We start from the raw sequence: 15,715 nt of genomic DNA on the forward strand, positions 1-15,715 counted from the left end.
CGCGGAGCATACGCCATTCGCCGGGGGTGGATGCTATCCCTTGCGCAGCTCGCTGGCCGTGCGGTTGTAGGCGTCCACGATCTGCTTGACCCGCTCGAGCGGCAGCGAAGGCGAGAAGTGCCCCTCGACCCCGCGCATGTCCGTGGCAGCGCACAGCGCATTGAGGATCGCCTCTTCCGTGGCCTCGACGGCGGCCTGGTAGAACGCGTTGATCGACGAGTCCAACAAGAAGTTGACCTGGGCCAGGTGCCGCTCGGTCTCGCGGGGGACCCGGTTGCCGGTCGAGAACGCGATCATGATCTCCCCGGATCCGTGCGCGGCAAACGACCCCACGCGCCCGACCCCCAGCGCCGCGCGCTTGCAGACCCGCTGCAACTGCACGGGCAACAGCGGCGCGTCGGTTGCCACGACCACGATGATGCTGCCGTAGTTGTCGGTCCGCCGGGCGATGCCCTCGTAGTCGGGCTCGAGCAGCGCGCCAACCGGGATCCCGTCCATGCGCAGCTCGTTCATCACGCCAAAGTTGCTCATCACCAGCACGCCAAGGTTGTACTGAAGTTCGTTGAGCACCACGCGGCGCGACGAGGTCCCGATCCCGGCCTTGAAGTCGCAGGTGATCATCCCGGTGCCACCGCCGACGCAGCCCTCGAGCACCGGGCCGTCGCTGGCGGTCTCAATTGCGTGCAGCACGTGCTGCTCGCTGACGCTCTTGACCGCGATGTCGTTGAGCCACGAATCATCACACTCGCCAACGACCGGGATGATCACGTCATGCTGCTTGCCGATGCTTGGGTGCCGGTCGACCATGTAGCGCACGCAGCCCTCGGACACGGCGCCAACGCTGAGCGTGTTGGTCAGCAGGATCGGGGTCTCGATCAGGCCCCACTCCATGACCTGCGTGAGCCCAGAAATCTCGCCCGCGCCGTTGAGCACGAACCCGCCGCCGACCACTCGATCCATGAAGATGTCACCGTCGTTGGGCAAGATCGCGGTGACGCCCGTGCGCACGCTGTCGCCCTCGATCACGGTCGTATGCCCCACCCGGACGCCCGCGACGTCGGTGATCGCGTTGAGCGGGCCCGGCGGCAGAATCCCGGGAGCGATGCCCAAATCGCGCGCACGGACGACTGTGTTGCGTTGCATGGCGGACTCGTAGAGCGTTCCCCACGGGACGTCCAGATATTTCGGTTCACGATTTCGCGTGTACGGCGTACAAGTCACCATGCGCATCGCGTTCACCCACAACCTCCAACTCAGCGACGCCGAGGAAGAGGCAGAATTCGACACGCCGGCGACGGTGGAGATGATGACCCGCGCCCTGCGCAATCTGGGTCACGAGGTCGAGCCGCTCGAGGTCTCGGGCCCGGCTTCCCGGGTCGTCGCCCGGCTCGAGGCGCTCGCCCCCGACCTGGTGTTCAACACCGCGGAGGGCTCGCGCGGTCGGTTTCGCGAGGCGTTCTTCCCGGCGCTGTTCGACCGCTTGTCGCTGCCCTTCACCGGCTCGGACGCGTGGGTCTGCGCGCTGACCCTGGACAAACACCTGAGCAAGCTGTTGGTCCAGCAGCACGGCGTCAAGACCCCGCGCTGGCGCTTCGTCGAGCGCATGTCGGATCTCGAGGGCATCGAGCTGCGGTTTCCGGTCATCGCCAAGCCCAACTACGAGGGCAGCTCCAAGGGCGTCACCGTGGACTCGGTCGTCGAGGATCTGGCCGGCCTGCGCCGGCTCGCCTTCGATCTGCTCGGGCGGTTCCCAACCGGGTTGCTCGTCGAAGAGTTCATCGTGGGCCGCGACATCGTCGTGCCGTTCTTGGAGAAGGCCTCGGCCCAGACAGGCGGCGTCTTGACCCCGGCCAGCTACCGATGGGACGCCGAAGCGATCGCGGGCCGCAAGTACCAGCTGTACGACTACGAGCTCAAGACCACCAACTACATGGCGACCCACGTCGACGTGCCGGCGACGATCACCGAAGCCCAGACCGCCGAGGCCATGCGCATGAGCCAGGTCGCGTTTCGGGCGCTCGGCTGCCGCGACGTTGGGCGCATTGATCTGCGCCTCGCCGACACCGGCGAGCTCTACTTCATCGAGATCAACGCCCTGCCCAGCCTCGAGTCCGGCGCGTCGATCTATGAATCGGCCAAGCTCGCTGGCCTCGAGACCCCCGAGGCCGTGCTCGGCACCGTGGTCGAGAGCGCCGCCGAGCGGTTTGGGCTGAAGATGACCCGCAAGAAGCGGCGGCCCAAGATCCGGGTTGGGCTCGCCTACAACCTGCGGCGCACGCAGACGACGGGGGAGGGCGGCGCCGACGTCGAGGCCGAGTACGACACCCCCGAGACGATCAGCGCGCTCAAGCTGGCGATCGCCTCATACGGGCACGAGGTCGTCGATCTCGAGGCAACCCCCGAGCTCGTTGCGATCTTGCCCGCGTCTGGCGTCGACGTGGTGTTCAACGTCGCCGAGGGCACGGCCGGGCGGTTCCGCGAGGCCCAGGTGCCTGCGTTGCTCGAGCTGCTGGGGATCCCCTACACCGGCTCGGATCCAACCGCGCTCTCGCTCGGGCTCGACAAGAGCCTGGCCAAGAAGGTCGTGCGCCAGGCGGGCTTCCTGACCCCCGACGAGTTCGTGATGACCACCGGCAAGGAGCGGCTGCCCAAGGGCATGAACTTCCCGGTGATCATCAAGCCGCTCGCCGAGGGCAGCTCGAAGGGGATCCTGGACAGCAGCGTGTGCGTCGACGAGGCCGGCCTGCGCGAGGTGGCCCAGCGCGCGGTGGGGACCTACGGCCAAGCGATGCTGGTCGAGACCTACCTGCCCGGCCGCGAGTTCACGGTCGCGCTGCTTGGCGAGCGGCGGCCACGGGTGCTGCCGCCGATGGAGATCCTGTTCACGGCCGAGGCGGGCAAGCTGCCGATCTACTCGTTCGAGAGCAAGTTCGAGAGCAAGGGGGTCGCGTTCGAGTGCCCGGCGAAGACCGATCCGGCGCTGGGCCGCGAGCTCGAGCGCGTCGCCAAGGGCGTGTTCACGGCGCTCGGCTGTCGGGACGTCGCCCGCATTGATCTGCGGCTCGACGCCCAGGGGCGCGTGGCCTTCATCGAGTGCAACCCGCTGCCCGGGTTGTCGCCGGGGTTCTCGGACATGTGTGTGATCGCCGAGAAGGCCGGGATCGACTATCGGACCTTGGTCGGCGAGATCCTCGCGCCCGCGCTCCGCCGGCTGCGGCACCAGCAGCGCCAGCGCTCGATCGCCGGGCGGCTCAGCTAGTCAGCGGCCAGCGCTTCGAGTCGCATGCAACACTTCGTCGGTGGCCGGCATACCGTCGATGCATGATGAACAAGGGCGAAGCGGCGATCCTCACCGAGCTCGAGTGGCTGCGGCGATTTGCGAGCACGCTCGCGCAGCCGGGTGACCAGGACGATCTGGTCCAGGCGACGCTGTTGTCAGCCTGGCGTCGCCCCCCACGAGCCGAGGCGGAACCCGGGGCAGAACCCGGCGCAGAACAGCGATCGCTGCGACCGTGGTTGGCGACGGTCGCTCGCAACCAGGCCCGCATGGTTGCTCGGGGCCGGCAGCGACGCGAGCGACGCGAGCGCGAGGCCGACCCGGCCACCGCCGGACCGGAGCTCGACGCTGAACTCGACCGCGTCCGTGTACTTCGCAGCGTGCTCGACGCGCTCGATCGGCTGCCCGAGCTCGACCGCAAGATCATCATGCGCCGGTTCTTCCACGAGGAGAACGCGACGCAGATCGGCGACAAGCTCGGCATTCCAGCCGCGACGGTCCGCTCTCGTCTGCGTCGCTCACTCGCGCAGCTGCGATCCAGCCTCGACGAGCGCCACGACGGTCGGCGCGACGCGTGGGCGCTGGTCCTGATCGGACCCGCCGCAGCCCCGGTGACCGCGACTGGAGCGATCAACATGAGCATCACGACGAAGATCATCCTCACGATTGCGGGTATTTCCACGGCCAGCGCTGGCCTGTGGTGGGTGCTCGCGCACGCCGACGAGCCCGAACTCGAGCCCGAGCCCGAGCCCGAGCCCGTCATCACACCAAGCGCGGTCGCGCCCGAGCCCCTCGACGACAGCCCCCGAGGACAATGGGAACAGCGTCGCTCGCAGATCCGCTCGTCACTCGCGAGCAAACCCGAACACGACAGCCGTGAGCGGACAGCTGGGCCACTGGCCGACCAGCAGCTGCGCGCCGACGCGTGGCGTGGCTTTCATCTGTTGGCCCGCGCATGCATGGACGACGTCGGCGCGAGCGCGAGCGGGGCGATCTCACTGTCGGCGCGCATCATTGGCGACCCGGAAGTCGGCACGATCTTCGAGTCAGTCGAGGTGGTGGCCGAGACCGTCGATGACGCCGAGGTGCTCGAGTGCTTGACGGAGTCGATGTACGCGTACGTTGGGGCCAAGCCGCCGACCGCAATCGAAGTTGACTTCGCGCCGACGATGCAATGGGTGGGTCAGCGCGACGACGAGACCGACGACGAGGAGCAGCTCCGCACGCAGCAACGCATGTTTGACGCGATCATTGGGGCCCACTACGCCGAGGTCGCCTTTTGTGATCGGAAGTCTGGCGCGGACAACCTTGGCTCTCTCGAGATCGTGTTGACGATTGGCCCCGAACAGCTCGCCGGGCAAGCGCGTGTGATCGCCAGTGATCTACCCAAGCCGGTCGTCGACTGCATCATCGCAGCGAGCCTGCGCTGGGCATTTCCGGCACAGCTCGCGGGCGCGAGCTTTGGCTACGAGTTCCAGCTACCGGTCGCGGGGCTCGAGCAAGTTCAGCCAAATCGGCGGTAGTCGCGTTGCAGACCCACCGCCGCCCCGACCCGCCACACAACCCGGTGCCATGGCGCGTTGCCGGCCGCAGGCAGATCGGCGCGCTCCATGTCATGCTGGAATTGCTGGCGGGCTGATTCCATCCGAGCCTGGCTGCAACTCCTGCATCTGGGTCGATCTGCGCGAGCGAGCCCGCGCAAATGCTTGGTTGCGGTGGGCCGATCGCATAGCGTGTGCTCATGCGCAGCCGCCCGCACTTTGCCACGCTTCTCCTCGCGCTCGCGTCAACGTTCGCCTGCGGTGACGATGCCGCTGGCGTCGCCGACGAGACCGGCGACACCTCGACCACCGGGAACGGAGATGGCGACGGCGACGGCGACGGCGATGGCGACGGCGACGGAGACGGCGACCCCGCGCCAAGTCGCGACGAGCTGATCGCCGAGCTCGAGCAACCCGGCCCCTACGCGGTCGGCTACAAGCAGCTCGAGCTGACCTACTCGCCCCCCGGCGCGACCGAGCCACGCACGATCCCGGTGCTCGCCTGGTACCCCGCGGTCGACGACTCCGGGGCCCCACCTGCGATCTACGCCGTCGCCGGGATCGTCGAGATCCCGTCCCCGGCCGCGCTCGATCAGCCGCCCGTGTCCGCGCTCGGTCCGTTCCCCGTCGCCGTCTACTCGCACGGATCAGGCGGCGAGGCCCTGCTGGCCTATCCCTTCGCCGAGCGCTTCGCCTCGCACGGCTGGATCATGTTGTCGCCGGCCCACGTCGGGAACACGGCCCTCGACGCGCTCGCGGGCGAGTCTGACTCGCTGATCGAGATCGCCGTCAACCGACCCGCGGACATCTCGGCGGTGCTCGACGAGGCTGGGAGTGGGTTCGCGGGCGACGAGCTCGGGGGCGCCACGGATCTGTCGCAGGTGTTCTTGTTCGGCCACAGCTTTGGCGGCTACACCACCTTCGCAGCGGGCGGGGCCCAGCTCGCCTACGAGACGCTGTTGGCCGGGTGCTCGGGGGAGACCTGCGCCTACCTCGAGGATCCAGAGGTCGCGGCTGCGTTCGCAAGCGGGTTTGGCGACGACCGAGTTGACGCGATCGCACCGCAAGCCCCAGCGTTGATCCCCGAACTCGGCGAAGGCGAGCTCGCGGCGCTCGGGATCCCCACGATGCTGCAGAGCGGCAAGCTGGATCTGACGACGCCTGACGCCACCCAGGCCCAGCCTGCTTGGGACGGCTTGGCCAACCCAGACGACGTGTGGATCGACCTGCCGTTTGGGGCTCACTACTCGTTCATCACGGTCTGCGACGATCTCAGCCCCGAGCTGCTCGCGGTGTTCCAGCCCGACAACATGGTCGATGGCTGTGGCCCCGACTTCACGCCGACGAGCGAGCTGGTCCCTGTGCTCACGACCTACTTACTCGCGTTCGCGCGCGCGCATGTGCTGGGCGAGTTGGCGTGGACGGCGGTGTTCGACGGCGACGCCCTGCATCCCGAGGTGGATCTGCATCGCCACTGATCGTCAAAGCTGTGTGCACAATGACGCTAGTTGCAGCCGCCTGCTGCGATTTGCGATCTGGGGCAGGCGGACATCTCACGGGGCTATCATGCCCCGCATCGAGTCCGTCGCGTGCGTCGCATCGACATCACAGATCCACTTGCAGACTGTATGTGAGCAAGTTTGGGACGATCTGGGCGAACGCGGCGATCACGGATCGCAGGATCGCGAGCGGGGGTGCCCGACCACAGCCGGATAAACACCTGCAATTGACCCGCTGGAAATTGCGAAATGATCAACACACCGCGAAACCCACCGCGCACGTTTTGCTTTGACTTTGCAGCGCTCGACTCTGTAAACGGTCTACATGGATGCTTCCCCCAGGTCCGCCCGCCGGACCCTTGGCCTTGCGTGCGTCTCTTCGTTGGCCTTCGCGCTTGTCTGGGCTGGCGGCATTGCCTGCTCGCCTGAACAGGAGCCAGAGCTGGCTCGCGCGCTGATCGGGCCCGAGGGCGGGTCGGTCAGCGGTGGCGGCGTGACGGTTGACGTCCCCGCGGGCGCGCTGGCGGTCGAGACAGAGATCATCCTGCGGCGGGCCGAGACCTCGCTCAGCACCTCTGGCTACGAGCAGCTTGGCGACACCGTCACGATCGAGCCCGCGGATCTGCGCTTGGCCCTGCCGGCGACCGTGACCGTCGCGGGCAGCGGCACCGACACCAGCGTGCTGGTGTCGGCCGTCGAGCGGACGGTGGCCTACGAGGGCAACGTCGCCTACGTCGAGTACCTGGGCGACGTCGCGCTGGCGAGCACGGGCACCCCCACGATCACGCTGGTCGAGCCCGAGCTCGGTGCCTCGCCAAGCCAGGCGGGCGGCAACTTCGTCGACAACCTCCACTTCGAGCTCGATCTCGACGGCACCCATCGCGTGGATCTGCTGATCACCGCGTGGGACTTTGACGGCGAGCAGACCGTGCTCAACGGCAAGGGCCACTGCGGCTTCAAGCTCGCGCAGCTCGAGGGCGGGAGCCTCACGACCGGCTGCGCGGCGGGGGTGCTGACCGCCTCGATCAACGCCGCGGGCGACCACGTGTCGTTTGACGTGCTGCCGCTCCACGCTCCGGCCATCGACGCGCCAGTCAGCGTTGGCGTGATCGCGGGTGGCGACGACCTCGCCTACAACCTGGGCTATTTCAAGTTCGACACGGGCAGCTGCTACCTGCAAGAGTGCGACGGCAACGGCACCTGCGTCGACAACGGCGAGCCGCAGTGCGAGTGCGCCGAAGGCTTCGCGCAGCCGGTTGATGACCCGCTCGCGTGCGCCTGCGTACCCCAGTGTGACGGCCGATCGTGTGGGTCGGACTCGTGCGGCGGCAGCTGTGGCGACTGCGGCATGGACGAGATGTGCGTCTATGCCGAGGGCCAGTGCGTGCCCATGACCGGCGACGGAGACGGAGACGGCGACGGCGACGGCGACGGGGATGGCGACACGGGCGACGGGGATGGCGACACGGGCGACGGCGATGGCGACACGGGCGACGGGGACGGCGATGGCGACGGGGATGGCGACGGAGACGGAGACGGAGACACGGGTCCGTGACCGATCTGCGCGCGTGAATTGAAGACATCAGATTAGGGACTTTCTAGGGGATCTTCGGGAGCTACAGATCATGACCAGGTATCGACAGCGTGACCTTCGAACCATCGGGGCCTTCGTCCTCGTCCTCGGGAGCATCGGCCTTTCTGGCTGCGCGGCCGAGCCAGCGGAGGAGTGCGTCTCCAACGAGGACTTCTTCAAAGAGAAGATCTGGGCGCCGGTGATGTCCCAACAGTGCATCACTTGTCACAGCCCGACCGGCGTGGCCAAGAGCTCGCAGTTCGTGCTGCAGTCCTCGGACTGGACCGGCTACCTCGAGGCCAACCTCGCCACGGTCGAGCGCCTCGCCAAGCTCGAGTACGAGGGCGAGCCGTGGCTGCTCGTCAAGCCAACCAACACGATCGAGCACGGCGGCGGCGTCCAGATCGAGCGCGGCAGCGCTGAGTACGATGCGTTCGTCGAGCTCGTCGATCGCATCAAGAACCCGGTCGAGTGCGTTGACGACAACAGCAGCAGTCAGGCGTACTTCGCCGACGTCGAGACGATCACCGACGTCGAGACCCTGCGCAAGGCCAGCCTCGCGCTGGTCGGCCGGCTGCCAACCCCCGAAGAGCAGCTCGCGGTCCAAAACGGCGGGCTCGAGGCGCTCGATCTCGTGCTCGACGGCATGATGACCGAAGAGGTGTTCTACGACCGCCTCGTCGAGCTCTACAACGATCACTTCTTGACGGATCGCTACCTGCCAAACGTCGACGCGATCGACCTGCTCGACGGCGAGGACTACCCCGGCAGCTACTGGTTCGAGGCGATCGAGGACGAGAGCGAGCGCAACCTGGCGCGCCGTCGCAGCAACGAAGCCGTGGCCCGCGAGTCGCTCGAGCTCGTCGCCCACGTGGTCCGCAACGATCGGCCCTTCACCGAGATCCTCACCGCTGACTACACGCTGGTGAACCCCTACTCGGCCAAGGTCTACGGCATCAACGCCAACTTCAAGGACCAGACCGACACCAACGAGTGGGTTGAAGCCAAGCTCAGCGGGATCCCCCACTCGGGCGTGCTCACCTCGCACATCTGGCTCAATCGGTTCCCGACCACGGCGACCAACCGCAACCGCCACCGCTCGCGGATGGTGTTCAAGCTGTTCTTGGCGACCGACGTGCTCAAGCTGGCCGAGCGGCCGATCGACCCGACCTCGATCGAGGACTTCAACCCCACGCGCGAGAGTGACGCGTGCACGGTCTGCCACGCCAACATCGATCCCGTCGCGGGCGCCCTGCAAAACTGGGATGACCAGGGTCGCTACCGCCCGCCAGAGATGGGCTGGTACCAAGAGATGTTCGCGCCTGGCTTCGGTGAAGCCGAGCTGCCCGCTGGCGAGAAGCTCGACGCCACCCGCTGGCTGGCCGAGCAGATCATCTCGGATCCACGCTTCGCCGCGTCGCAGGTCGACATCGTGTTTCAGGGCCTGACCGGCGACGCGCCGCTGCGCGAGCCAAGCGACGCCGCCGCGGTCGACTACCTGGGCCGCCTGGTCGCCTTCGACGCCCAAAACGACGAGCTGCAGCGCATCGCCGACGCCTTCACCGAGTCGGAGTTCGACCTCAAGGTCGTCATCAAAGAGATCGTCAAGTCGCCCTATTACCGGGCCAAGAGCTTCAACCCGGGTTGGAGCGAGGAGCAGCAGAACTCGCCCGAGGCTGCGCAGCGGCTGGCCGAGCTGGCCCCGGTTGGGACCGCGCGGTTCTTGTCGCCCGAGCAGCTCGAGCGCAAGGTCGAGGCCGTGACCGGCTACCCCTGGCAATCCTCGGTCAACAGCACCACCTACCTGCTCGACTTCAACGAGTACCGGATCTTCTACGGTGGCATCGACTCCGACACGATCGTCGAGCGCATGACCGTTCCCAACGGGATCATGACCAACGTCGCGGAGCGGATGGCCAACGAGGTCTCGTGCTGGAACACCGCCCGCGACTTCACCAAGCCGGCCGCGGTCCGCAACTTGTTCCCCTACATCGATCCAGGCTTCGAGCCCGAGGACGACAACGGGTTCGAGATCCCCGCGGTCACCGAGGCGATCCGCGTCAACATTCAGCACTTGCACTGGCGTCTGCTCGGCGAGCAGCTCGAGATTGACGATCCAGAGATCGACCGCAGCTACGCGCTGTTCCTCGAGGTCTGGCGCGACGGCAAGCGCGGGCTCGCGCTCGGCGAGTACCCGGTCGCGCTGCCCAACCAGTGCCAAGCCACCCGGGACTTTTGGTCCGACCAGCCGCTCGCCGACGCCGAGCGGATCACCAACGACAGCAGCTACACGATCCGCGCATGGATGGCCGTCATGACCTACATGCTCTCGGACTACCGGTTTTTGCACGAATGAGCCACGGAGGACCAACACCATGAATCGTCGAGACTTCTTCAAGTTGGCAGGCCTCGCTGGCCTCACGCTCATCCCCGGCTCTAGCGCGGCCACCCTTGGCGGCGTCGCGGGCCAGCCCCAGACCCCGCGGGCCTACGAGGGCACGTTTTGGATCTTCGTCAACGCTGGCGGTGGTTGGGACCCAACCTCGATGTGCGACCCCAAGGGGCGCGCAAACGAGATGGAGGTGGATCCCATGAACATGTACCTCACGGGGGACATCCTCAGCGCGGGCAACATCAACTACGCGCCGGTTGGCTACAACGACACCTTCTTCCAGAAGTACTACCAGGATCTGTTGATCATCAACGGCCTGGACATGCAGACCAACGGTCACGACAGCGGCTCGCGCCACACCTGGAGCGGCCGGCTGATCGAGGGCTTCCCCAGCATCGCGGCGCTGATCGCAGCCAACTCGGGGCCCGAGCTGCCGATGTCGTATCTGAGCTTCGGCGGCTACGACGAGACCTCGGGCTTGGTCGCGCGGACCCGCAGCGGCAACGTCAACGCGCTTGGCCGCATCGCGTATCCCGAGCGCTTTGATCCCAACAACGCCGACGATCGGTTTCACTCGGTCAAGGCCGGCGAGCTGATCCAGAGCGCCCGCGACGGTCGCCGGGCTACGCAGGAGCTCACTGCCACGCTGCCGGCGGAGCAGATCGCCATGAGCCAGATGTTCACGGCGACCGACGGGGCCAACGAGCTCAAGCTGCTTCAGCAGTACCTGCCGGCGGAGCTGGCCAACGACAACGCGCTGCGCCGCCAGGCTCAGGTCGCGCTCGCGGCCTACCGCGCGGGCATCTCGATCGCCGTCAACCTCAACGTGGGTGGTTTCGACACCCACGGTGATCACGACAATCAGCACATTCCCCGGCTCGCGTCGCTGCTCGAGGGCGTTGACGCGATCTGGCAAGAGGCCGAGGCCCAGCAGGTCGCAGACAACGTGGTCGTGGTCGTGGGCTCTGATTTTGGCCGCACGCCTGGCTACAACGCCAACAACGGCAAGGATCACTGGTCCGTCACCAGCATGATGCTGATGGGCAAGGGCATTCAGGGCAACCGGGTGATCGGCGGCAGCACGGATCGGCATCAACCGTTGACGGTCGATCCGGGCAGCCTGAACCTGAGCGAGAGCGGGGTTCGGATCGAGCCGCAGCATGTCCACTACGAGCTGCGCAAGCTCGCGGGGCTCGACGGTGGGGACTTCGCCGCGATGTTCCCCCTGAACCCCCCGCAGCCGCTCAGCGGCCTGCTGGGGTAGTCAGGTCACTCCTCCGCGGCCGCCAAGATCGCGAGGATCGATCGAAACAGCGTCGTGCCCCCCCGCCGGGACCGAGCATCGGGCGGCACACGGTTACTCTGCCGCACCAGCTTCCGCAGCTGGCTGCGGTCCGCCGTCGGGTAGCGCTCGACGAATTCCGTGAGCGCTGGATCGCCTTCCTCGCGCAGCCGCGTTCGCCAAGCCTCGCTCGCCTGCAGGCGCGCCTGCTGCTCCGCAATCTCCGGCGTCCGCCCCTCGAGCGCCTCGCGGAGCTGCTCGATCGGCCCGGTGCCCCGCAGCAGCTGCGCAACCCGGCGGACCTGTCGCGAGCGGGCGCTCTTGACCATGCGCTGGGCGTCCGCGATCGCCTCGCGGATCGCAGCGTCGAAGGGCGGATCGGGCAGCGCCGCGTGCTTGCCCTTGGCGAGCTGCTCGGCGAGCTCGGTGTAGGCCACCGCCGCGTCCTTGAGCTCGGTGCGGCTGCGTGCGACCGGGGCTCGCTCGTCGTCTTGATCTTGGTCTTCGACCGACATCCGTGGCGCGGACTCTATCAGCCACGCGTCAGAACAGCTGTCCCCTGCGTCCAAGCGGCAGCTTTTCGCGCGATCGCAGCCAGAGCGCCGTTTGCGCTCGGGTTGGGCCTGACATCCCGAAGTCCTCTAGACACGCAGCAGCGGCCGGTTTCCCGCCGAGTGGCGGCACTCGAGCCCATCGCGCCACTTGCTTCCGATGGGCCCGACACTCACGTACACTGAGGCCTTGCGACCTCCCGGAGCGAGCGTGAAGAGCAAGTACCGCCTGATTACCCGCAGTGACTTCGACGGCCTGGTGTGCGCAGTCCTTCTCAAGGAACTCGAGCTGATCGACCCGGAAGAGATCTTGTTCGTCCACCCAAAGGACATGCAGGACGGCAAGGTCGAGGTCACAGACCGGGACATCAGCACCAACTTGCCCTACGTCGAAGGCCTGCACCTGTGCTTCGACCACCACGCCAGCGAGGTCATGCGCGTGGGCGGCAAGCGGGAGAACCACATCATCGACGCTGGCGCCATGAGCGCCGCCCGGGTCGTCTACGACTACTTCGGCGGCAAGGCCAAGCTGCCGAACATTACCGACGAGATGATGGCCGCCGTTGACAAGTGCGACGCTGCCCGTCTGTCCAAGCAAGAGATCCTCGAGCCCACCGGTTGGGTTCTGCTCAATTACCTCATGGATGCCCGGACCGGGCTCGGTCGGTTTCGAGAGTTCCGAATCAGCAACTACACGCTCATGATGGAGCTCATCGACTATTGCCGCGATCACACCGTGGACGAGATCCTCGAGCTCCCCGACGTCAAAGAGCGGGTTGAGCTCTACTTGGATCACGTCCCCAAGCAGCGCGAGCAGATCGAGCGCTGCTCGACGGTGCACGGCAACCTGGTGGTCCTGGATCTTCGCAACGAAGAGACCATCTGGGCCGGGAACCGCTTCGTGATCTACGCGCTGTACCCCGAGGTCAACATCTCCATGCACGTGATGTGGGGCCGGCAGCAACAGAACACCGTATTTGCGATCGGCAAGTCGATCCTCAATCGCATGTCCGCGACTCAAGTTGGCCGGTTGTGCCTCGATTACGGCGGCGGCGGGCACGGTGCAGCGGGCACGTGCCAGATCGAGAACGACAAGGCCGAGCAGGTCCGCGACGAGATCATCGCGCGGATCGTGGCTGACGGCTGAGGCCGGCAGAGGCGTCACCCGCGGCTGAGATGGGGGAGGGAGCGCCAGCGGCACCTCGCGCCCCGCGTCAGTCGTGGCAAACGACGGTGTCGTTGTCCTTGCCCCACGAGCCCGAGCAGTACAGGGACGCTCAGACAGCTGTTGACCTGGGTCTAGGTCGCCGCAACTCATGGCGTCTGAATCGTGGCCCCGGCTGGGCTTCCGCCCCGCGCGATCGTGCGGGTCACGGCGCATCCAATGCGTGTCGTACTTCGTAGGTGGTTCCGTCGCGCGTGTATCGAATGATGGAGGTCTCGGCGTCTCGGTCGATGATGAGTTGGGCGCCCACGAGATCTTCGTACCCCTCCATGAGCGGGCCGCGGCGATTCACGATCATGTACTCGCCCGACTCGAGGGGCTCGAGTGAGTCCGAGTCATCGCACCTCTCGATGCAGCCGGCGACATGGGCGGCGCCCATCATCAGCACGAGCGCCAGGGCCAGACCAGTTGTGAGTCGTTCGATCATCGCTACTCCACCCTCTCGAGTTCGAAGCCCTCTTGACCGATACTCATCTCATGCATGCCCCGAATACTTGTCGGGACAAAGCTGTCCCAGCGATCTTGCTCCTGCACCGCGTCACCCGGCCCGTCGATCACCATGACCACTGGATCGAGCAGGTCGACCAATTCACCGGAGAGGCAAGACGTCGCACCTACTGGCAAACTCCATGTTGTCATTGCGAGAAATGTAGCGGCTAGTAGCGCGACGCGGTGTCGCGCATGCGAGGGTCGTGTTGTTTGTGTCATTGTCTTGGTGTGCCACTTCGCGCCGCAAACAACCTTCGGGCGAGAAAGTTGACGTGCCAGCCTCGATTGCGGAGGGTCATCGGGACATCCCATACTCTTCATAGTTGTCTGCGTTCCAGCTCGCACGGGTGGGCTTCGTGGCGGCAAGAAGCTGAACCTGTTCCTCGCTCCTCATCTTTTCACCCTTGAGCCTCCTGTGACCGATCGCGTTGATGTTGTGTGCGACTTCGTGTAGGACAATCGCGCCGCTCCTGCGATTGTCGTATTCTGGCGTTCCGCTCGGACGAAAAATGCCGTTCTTGTTGTTCTTGCACAACCGAATCCATGCATGCCAGTTATGCGCCGTCCATGCTGACGCGTCGCCAACGCCGCAGTAGTTGCCCGTGCTGCGGCACTTGAAGGTGATCACGTTCTTCGAGCAGCGCCGCACGATCTTGCGGAAGTTCCACTTGATCCTGTGAAACCGGGTGTTGTCGTGCTTTCCCCACCACTCGCGGCCGTCGTTCTTGTAGTTGTTCCAGTCGGCCTTTCGCCGCTTGCGTTTGCGATTTGCCTGTCCGTTGAACCAGTCTCGGGACAGCTTACCGATGCGCTCGGCTTCGTCGAGCCACGCTTCGATATCGGCCCTGGCGCCAGCGTGGCAGTTCTTAATCTTCGGCTTCTTCGCCTCGCCGGTCGGATCCGTCGCGCTGCCGGGCGCGTTGGTGACGTAGGTGTAGCCGTTGCCCAGGTTCTCCTCGTCGGCCCAGATCCCCAGGCTGTCGCGGCTGATGAAGCGGCCGGAGATCGGGTCGAGGTGGCGCGTGCGCAGATCGTAGAGCCCGAGCTCCGCGAGCCACCGCCTACCGGCGAACAGATACGGGTTGCCGCTGTACGAATCCGGCGCCGGGGCACCGGCCCAGAAAAAGCTAGGTTCACCGAAGTCCTGGTAGGCGTAGCGCTCGATCCACAAGGACCCAACGGTGGGCTTGTGGGCCAGCGCGGTCGTCGAGCCGCTCTCGTCGTCGTAGTACCACCAGGAGTTGCCGCGGATCATCTGCAAGCGGTCGTCGAGGCCGTTGCCGTAGAGGTAGGTGGCGCTGGGGCTCGCGTCGTCGTTGGTGTATTCCTCGATCACGTTCCAGTCGTCGTAGACATAGTGCTCGGTGAACGTCGCGTCGCTGTGCGACCAGGTCGCGCGGATCTTGCGGCCGAGCGCGTCGTAGGCGAAGCGCACGTCGGTGTGCTCGGGCTCGCCAGCGTGGAGCACGACCCCGACCAGGCGTCCGCGGTGGTCATACTCGAGCTCGCGGTCAGCACCGGGGTTGGCGGTCGCGCGGGTCTCGACGAGGTTACCTGCGTTGTCGTGCGCCCAGTCTTCGCACGGCGTGTGCGTGTACTGGTTGCTTGCTGCGTCGAGGCTGTAGGTCCCCGCGCAGGTGGCTCCGGTGACGGTCGCTCGGTTGCCCGCGCCGTCGAGCTCGTAGCTGACCGTGCGGTCCGTGGCGACGCTACCGGCGACCTCGCTGCCGACCATGCGACCGAGCGAGTCGTGGGTCATCGATCGAGATCCGCTGACCTGGGCGCTCCCCAGGTTGTGCTCGGACTGCTTGTTGTCGGCCTCGTCGAAGTTGTAGGTGCGGCTGTCGATCACCTCGCCGCCGAGCTCGACGTGCTCGCTGGCGACC

At 66.2% G+C, this 15,715-nt stretch carries 12 protein-coding genes; 7 read left to right on the forward strand and 5 right to left on the reverse strand.

Going from position 1 to position 15,715, the window contains the following annotated elements:
- Positions 1 to 33: 33 nt before the first annotated feature.
- Positions 34 to 1,143, reverse strand: coding sequence for a DmpA family aminopeptidase (locus DB30_RS09405; RefSeq protein ID WP_052548009.1), 1,110 nt, complete (start codon positions 1,141 to 1,143; stop codon positions 34 to 36).
- A gap of 79 nt (positions 1,144 to 1,222) precedes the next feature.
- On the opposite strand from DB30_RS09405, the gene DB30_RS09410 reads away from it, so the two are divergent.
- The 6 genes from DB30_RS09410 (at position 1,223) to DB30_RS09435 (ending at position 11,546) form a co-directional block, all read left to right on the forward strand.
- Positions 1,223 to 3,259, forward strand: a complete 2,037-nt coding sequence (locus tag DB30_RS09410; protein WP_052548011.1) for a D-alanine--D-alanine ligase family protein — start codon at positions 1,223 to 1,225, stop codon at positions 3,257 to 3,259.
- A 62-nt stretch (positions 3,260 to 3,321) separates the two neighbouring features.
- A complete protein-coding gene (locus tag DB30_RS09415) occupies positions 3,322 to 4,800 on the forward strand; it encodes a sigma-70 family RNA polymerase sigma factor (protein ID WP_146658365.1) in 1,479 nt (492 codons plus the stop codon).
- Positions 4,801 to 5,018: 218 nt separating this feature from the next.
- On the forward strand, positions 5,019 to 6,296 hold the full coding sequence (locus tag DB30_RS09420; RefSeq protein WP_052548015.1) for an alpha/beta hydrolase family protein: 1,278 nt from the start codon (positions 5,019 to 5,021) through the stop codon (positions 6,294 to 6,296).
- A gap of 403 nt (positions 6,297 to 6,699) precedes the next feature.
- On the forward strand, positions 6,700 to 7,872 hold the full coding sequence (locus DB30_RS09425; RefSeq protein WP_052548017.1) for a hypothetical protein: 1,173 nt from the start codon (positions 6,700 to 6,702) through the stop codon (positions 7,870 to 7,872).
- Between the two features lie 70 nt (positions 7,873 to 7,942).
- Positions 7,943 to 10,246, forward strand: a complete 2,304-nt coding sequence (locus DB30_RS09430) for a DUF1588 domain-containing protein (protein ID WP_052548018.1) — start codon at positions 7,943 to 7,945, stop codon at positions 10,244 to 10,246.
- 19 nt (positions 10,247 to 10,265) lie between these two features.
- A complete protein-coding gene (locus DB30_RS09435; protein WP_052548021.1) occupies positions 10,266 to 11,546 on the forward strand; it encodes a DUF1501 domain-containing protein in 1,281 nt (426 codons plus the stop codon).
- 5 nt (positions 11,547 to 11,551) lie between these two features.
- Here DB30_RS09435 and yjgA read toward each other — a convergent pair whose 3' ends face one another.
- Positions 11,552 to 12,079: a ribosome biogenesis factor YjgA gene (yjgA, locus tag DB30_RS09440; RefSeq protein ID WP_052548023.1), complete on the reverse strand. Its 528-nt coding sequence runs from the start codon at positions 12,077 to 12,079 to the stop codon at positions 11,552 to 11,554.
- A 226-nt stretch (positions 12,080 to 12,305) separates the two neighbouring features.
- On the opposite strand from yjgA, the gene DB30_RS09445 reads away from it, so the two are divergent.
- Complete coding sequence (locus tag DB30_RS09445) at positions 12,306 to 13,262, forward strand: exopolyphosphatase (protein WP_205632947.1); 957 nt, start codon at positions 12,306 to 12,308, stop codon at positions 13,260 to 13,262.
- A gap of 223 nt (positions 13,263 to 13,485) precedes the next feature.
- Here DB30_RS09445 and DB30_RS09450 read toward each other — a convergent pair whose 3' ends face one another.
- The 3 genes from DB30_RS09450 to DB30_RS09460 form a co-directional block, all read right to left on the reverse strand.
- Positions 13,486 to 13,767 (reverse strand): hypothetical protein, encoded by a 282-nt coding sequence (locus DB30_RS09450; RefSeq protein ID WP_052548027.1) that lies wholly within the window; start codon positions 13,765 to 13,767, stop codon positions 13,486 to 13,488.
- Positions 13,768 to 13,769: 2 nt separating this feature from the next.
- A complete protein-coding gene (locus tag DB30_RS09455) occupies positions 13,770 to 13,979 on the reverse strand; it encodes a hypothetical protein (RefSeq protein WP_146658368.1) in 210 nt (69 codons plus the stop codon).
- A 145-nt stretch (positions 13,980 to 14,124) separates the two neighbouring features.
- A partial coding sequence (locus tag DB30_RS09460) for an RHS repeat protein (RefSeq protein ID WP_146658369.1) occupies positions 14,125 to 15,715 on the reverse strand: 1,591 nt, incomplete at its 5' end.

The sequence above is a fragment of the Enhygromyxa salina genome, from assembly GCF_000737335.2.
Classification (GTDB): domain Bacteria; phylum Myxococcota_A; class Polyangia; order Nannocystales; family Nannocystaceae; genus Plesiocystis; species Plesiocystis salina_C.

Excerpts from the sequence above, each read along its gene's own strand:
- DB30_RS09435 (WP_052548021.1), top strand. The coding sequence starts at position 10,266 with ATGAATCGTCGAGACTTCTTCAAGTTGGCAGGCCTCGCTGGCCTCACG.
- DB30_RS09410 (WP_052548011.1), top strand. The coding sequence starts at position 1,223 with ATGCGCATCGCGTTCACCCACAACCTCCAACTCAGCGACGCCGAGGAA.
- DB30_RS09450 (WP_052548027.1), bottom strand. The coding sequence starts at position 13,767 with ATGATCGAACGACTCACAACTGGTCTGGCCCTGGCGCTCGTGCTGATG.
- DB30_RS09430 (WP_052548018.1), top strand. The coding sequence starts at position 7,943 with ATGACCAGGTATCGACAGCGTGACCTTCGAACCATCGGGGCCTTCGTC.
- DB30_RS09415 (WP_146658365.1), top strand. The coding sequence starts at position 3,322 with ATGATGAACAAGGGCGAAGCGGCGATCCTCACCGAGCTCGAGTGGCTG.
- DB30_RS09405 (WP_052548009.1), bottom strand. The coding sequence starts at position 1,143 with ATGCAACGCAACACAGTCGTCCGTGCGCGCGATTTGGGCATCGCTCCC.
- DB30_RS09420 (WP_052548015.1), top strand. The coding sequence starts at position 5,019 with ATGCGCAGCCGCCCGCACTTTGCCACGCTTCTCCTCGCGCTCGCGTCA.
- yjgA (WP_052548023.1), bottom strand. The coding sequence starts at position 12,079 with ATGTCGGTCGAAGACCAAGATCAAGACGACGAGCGAGCCCCGGTCGCA.
- DB30_RS09455 (WP_146658368.1), bottom strand. The coding sequence starts at position 13,979 with ATGACAACATGGAGTTTGCCAGTAGGTGCGACGTCTTGCCTCTCCGGT.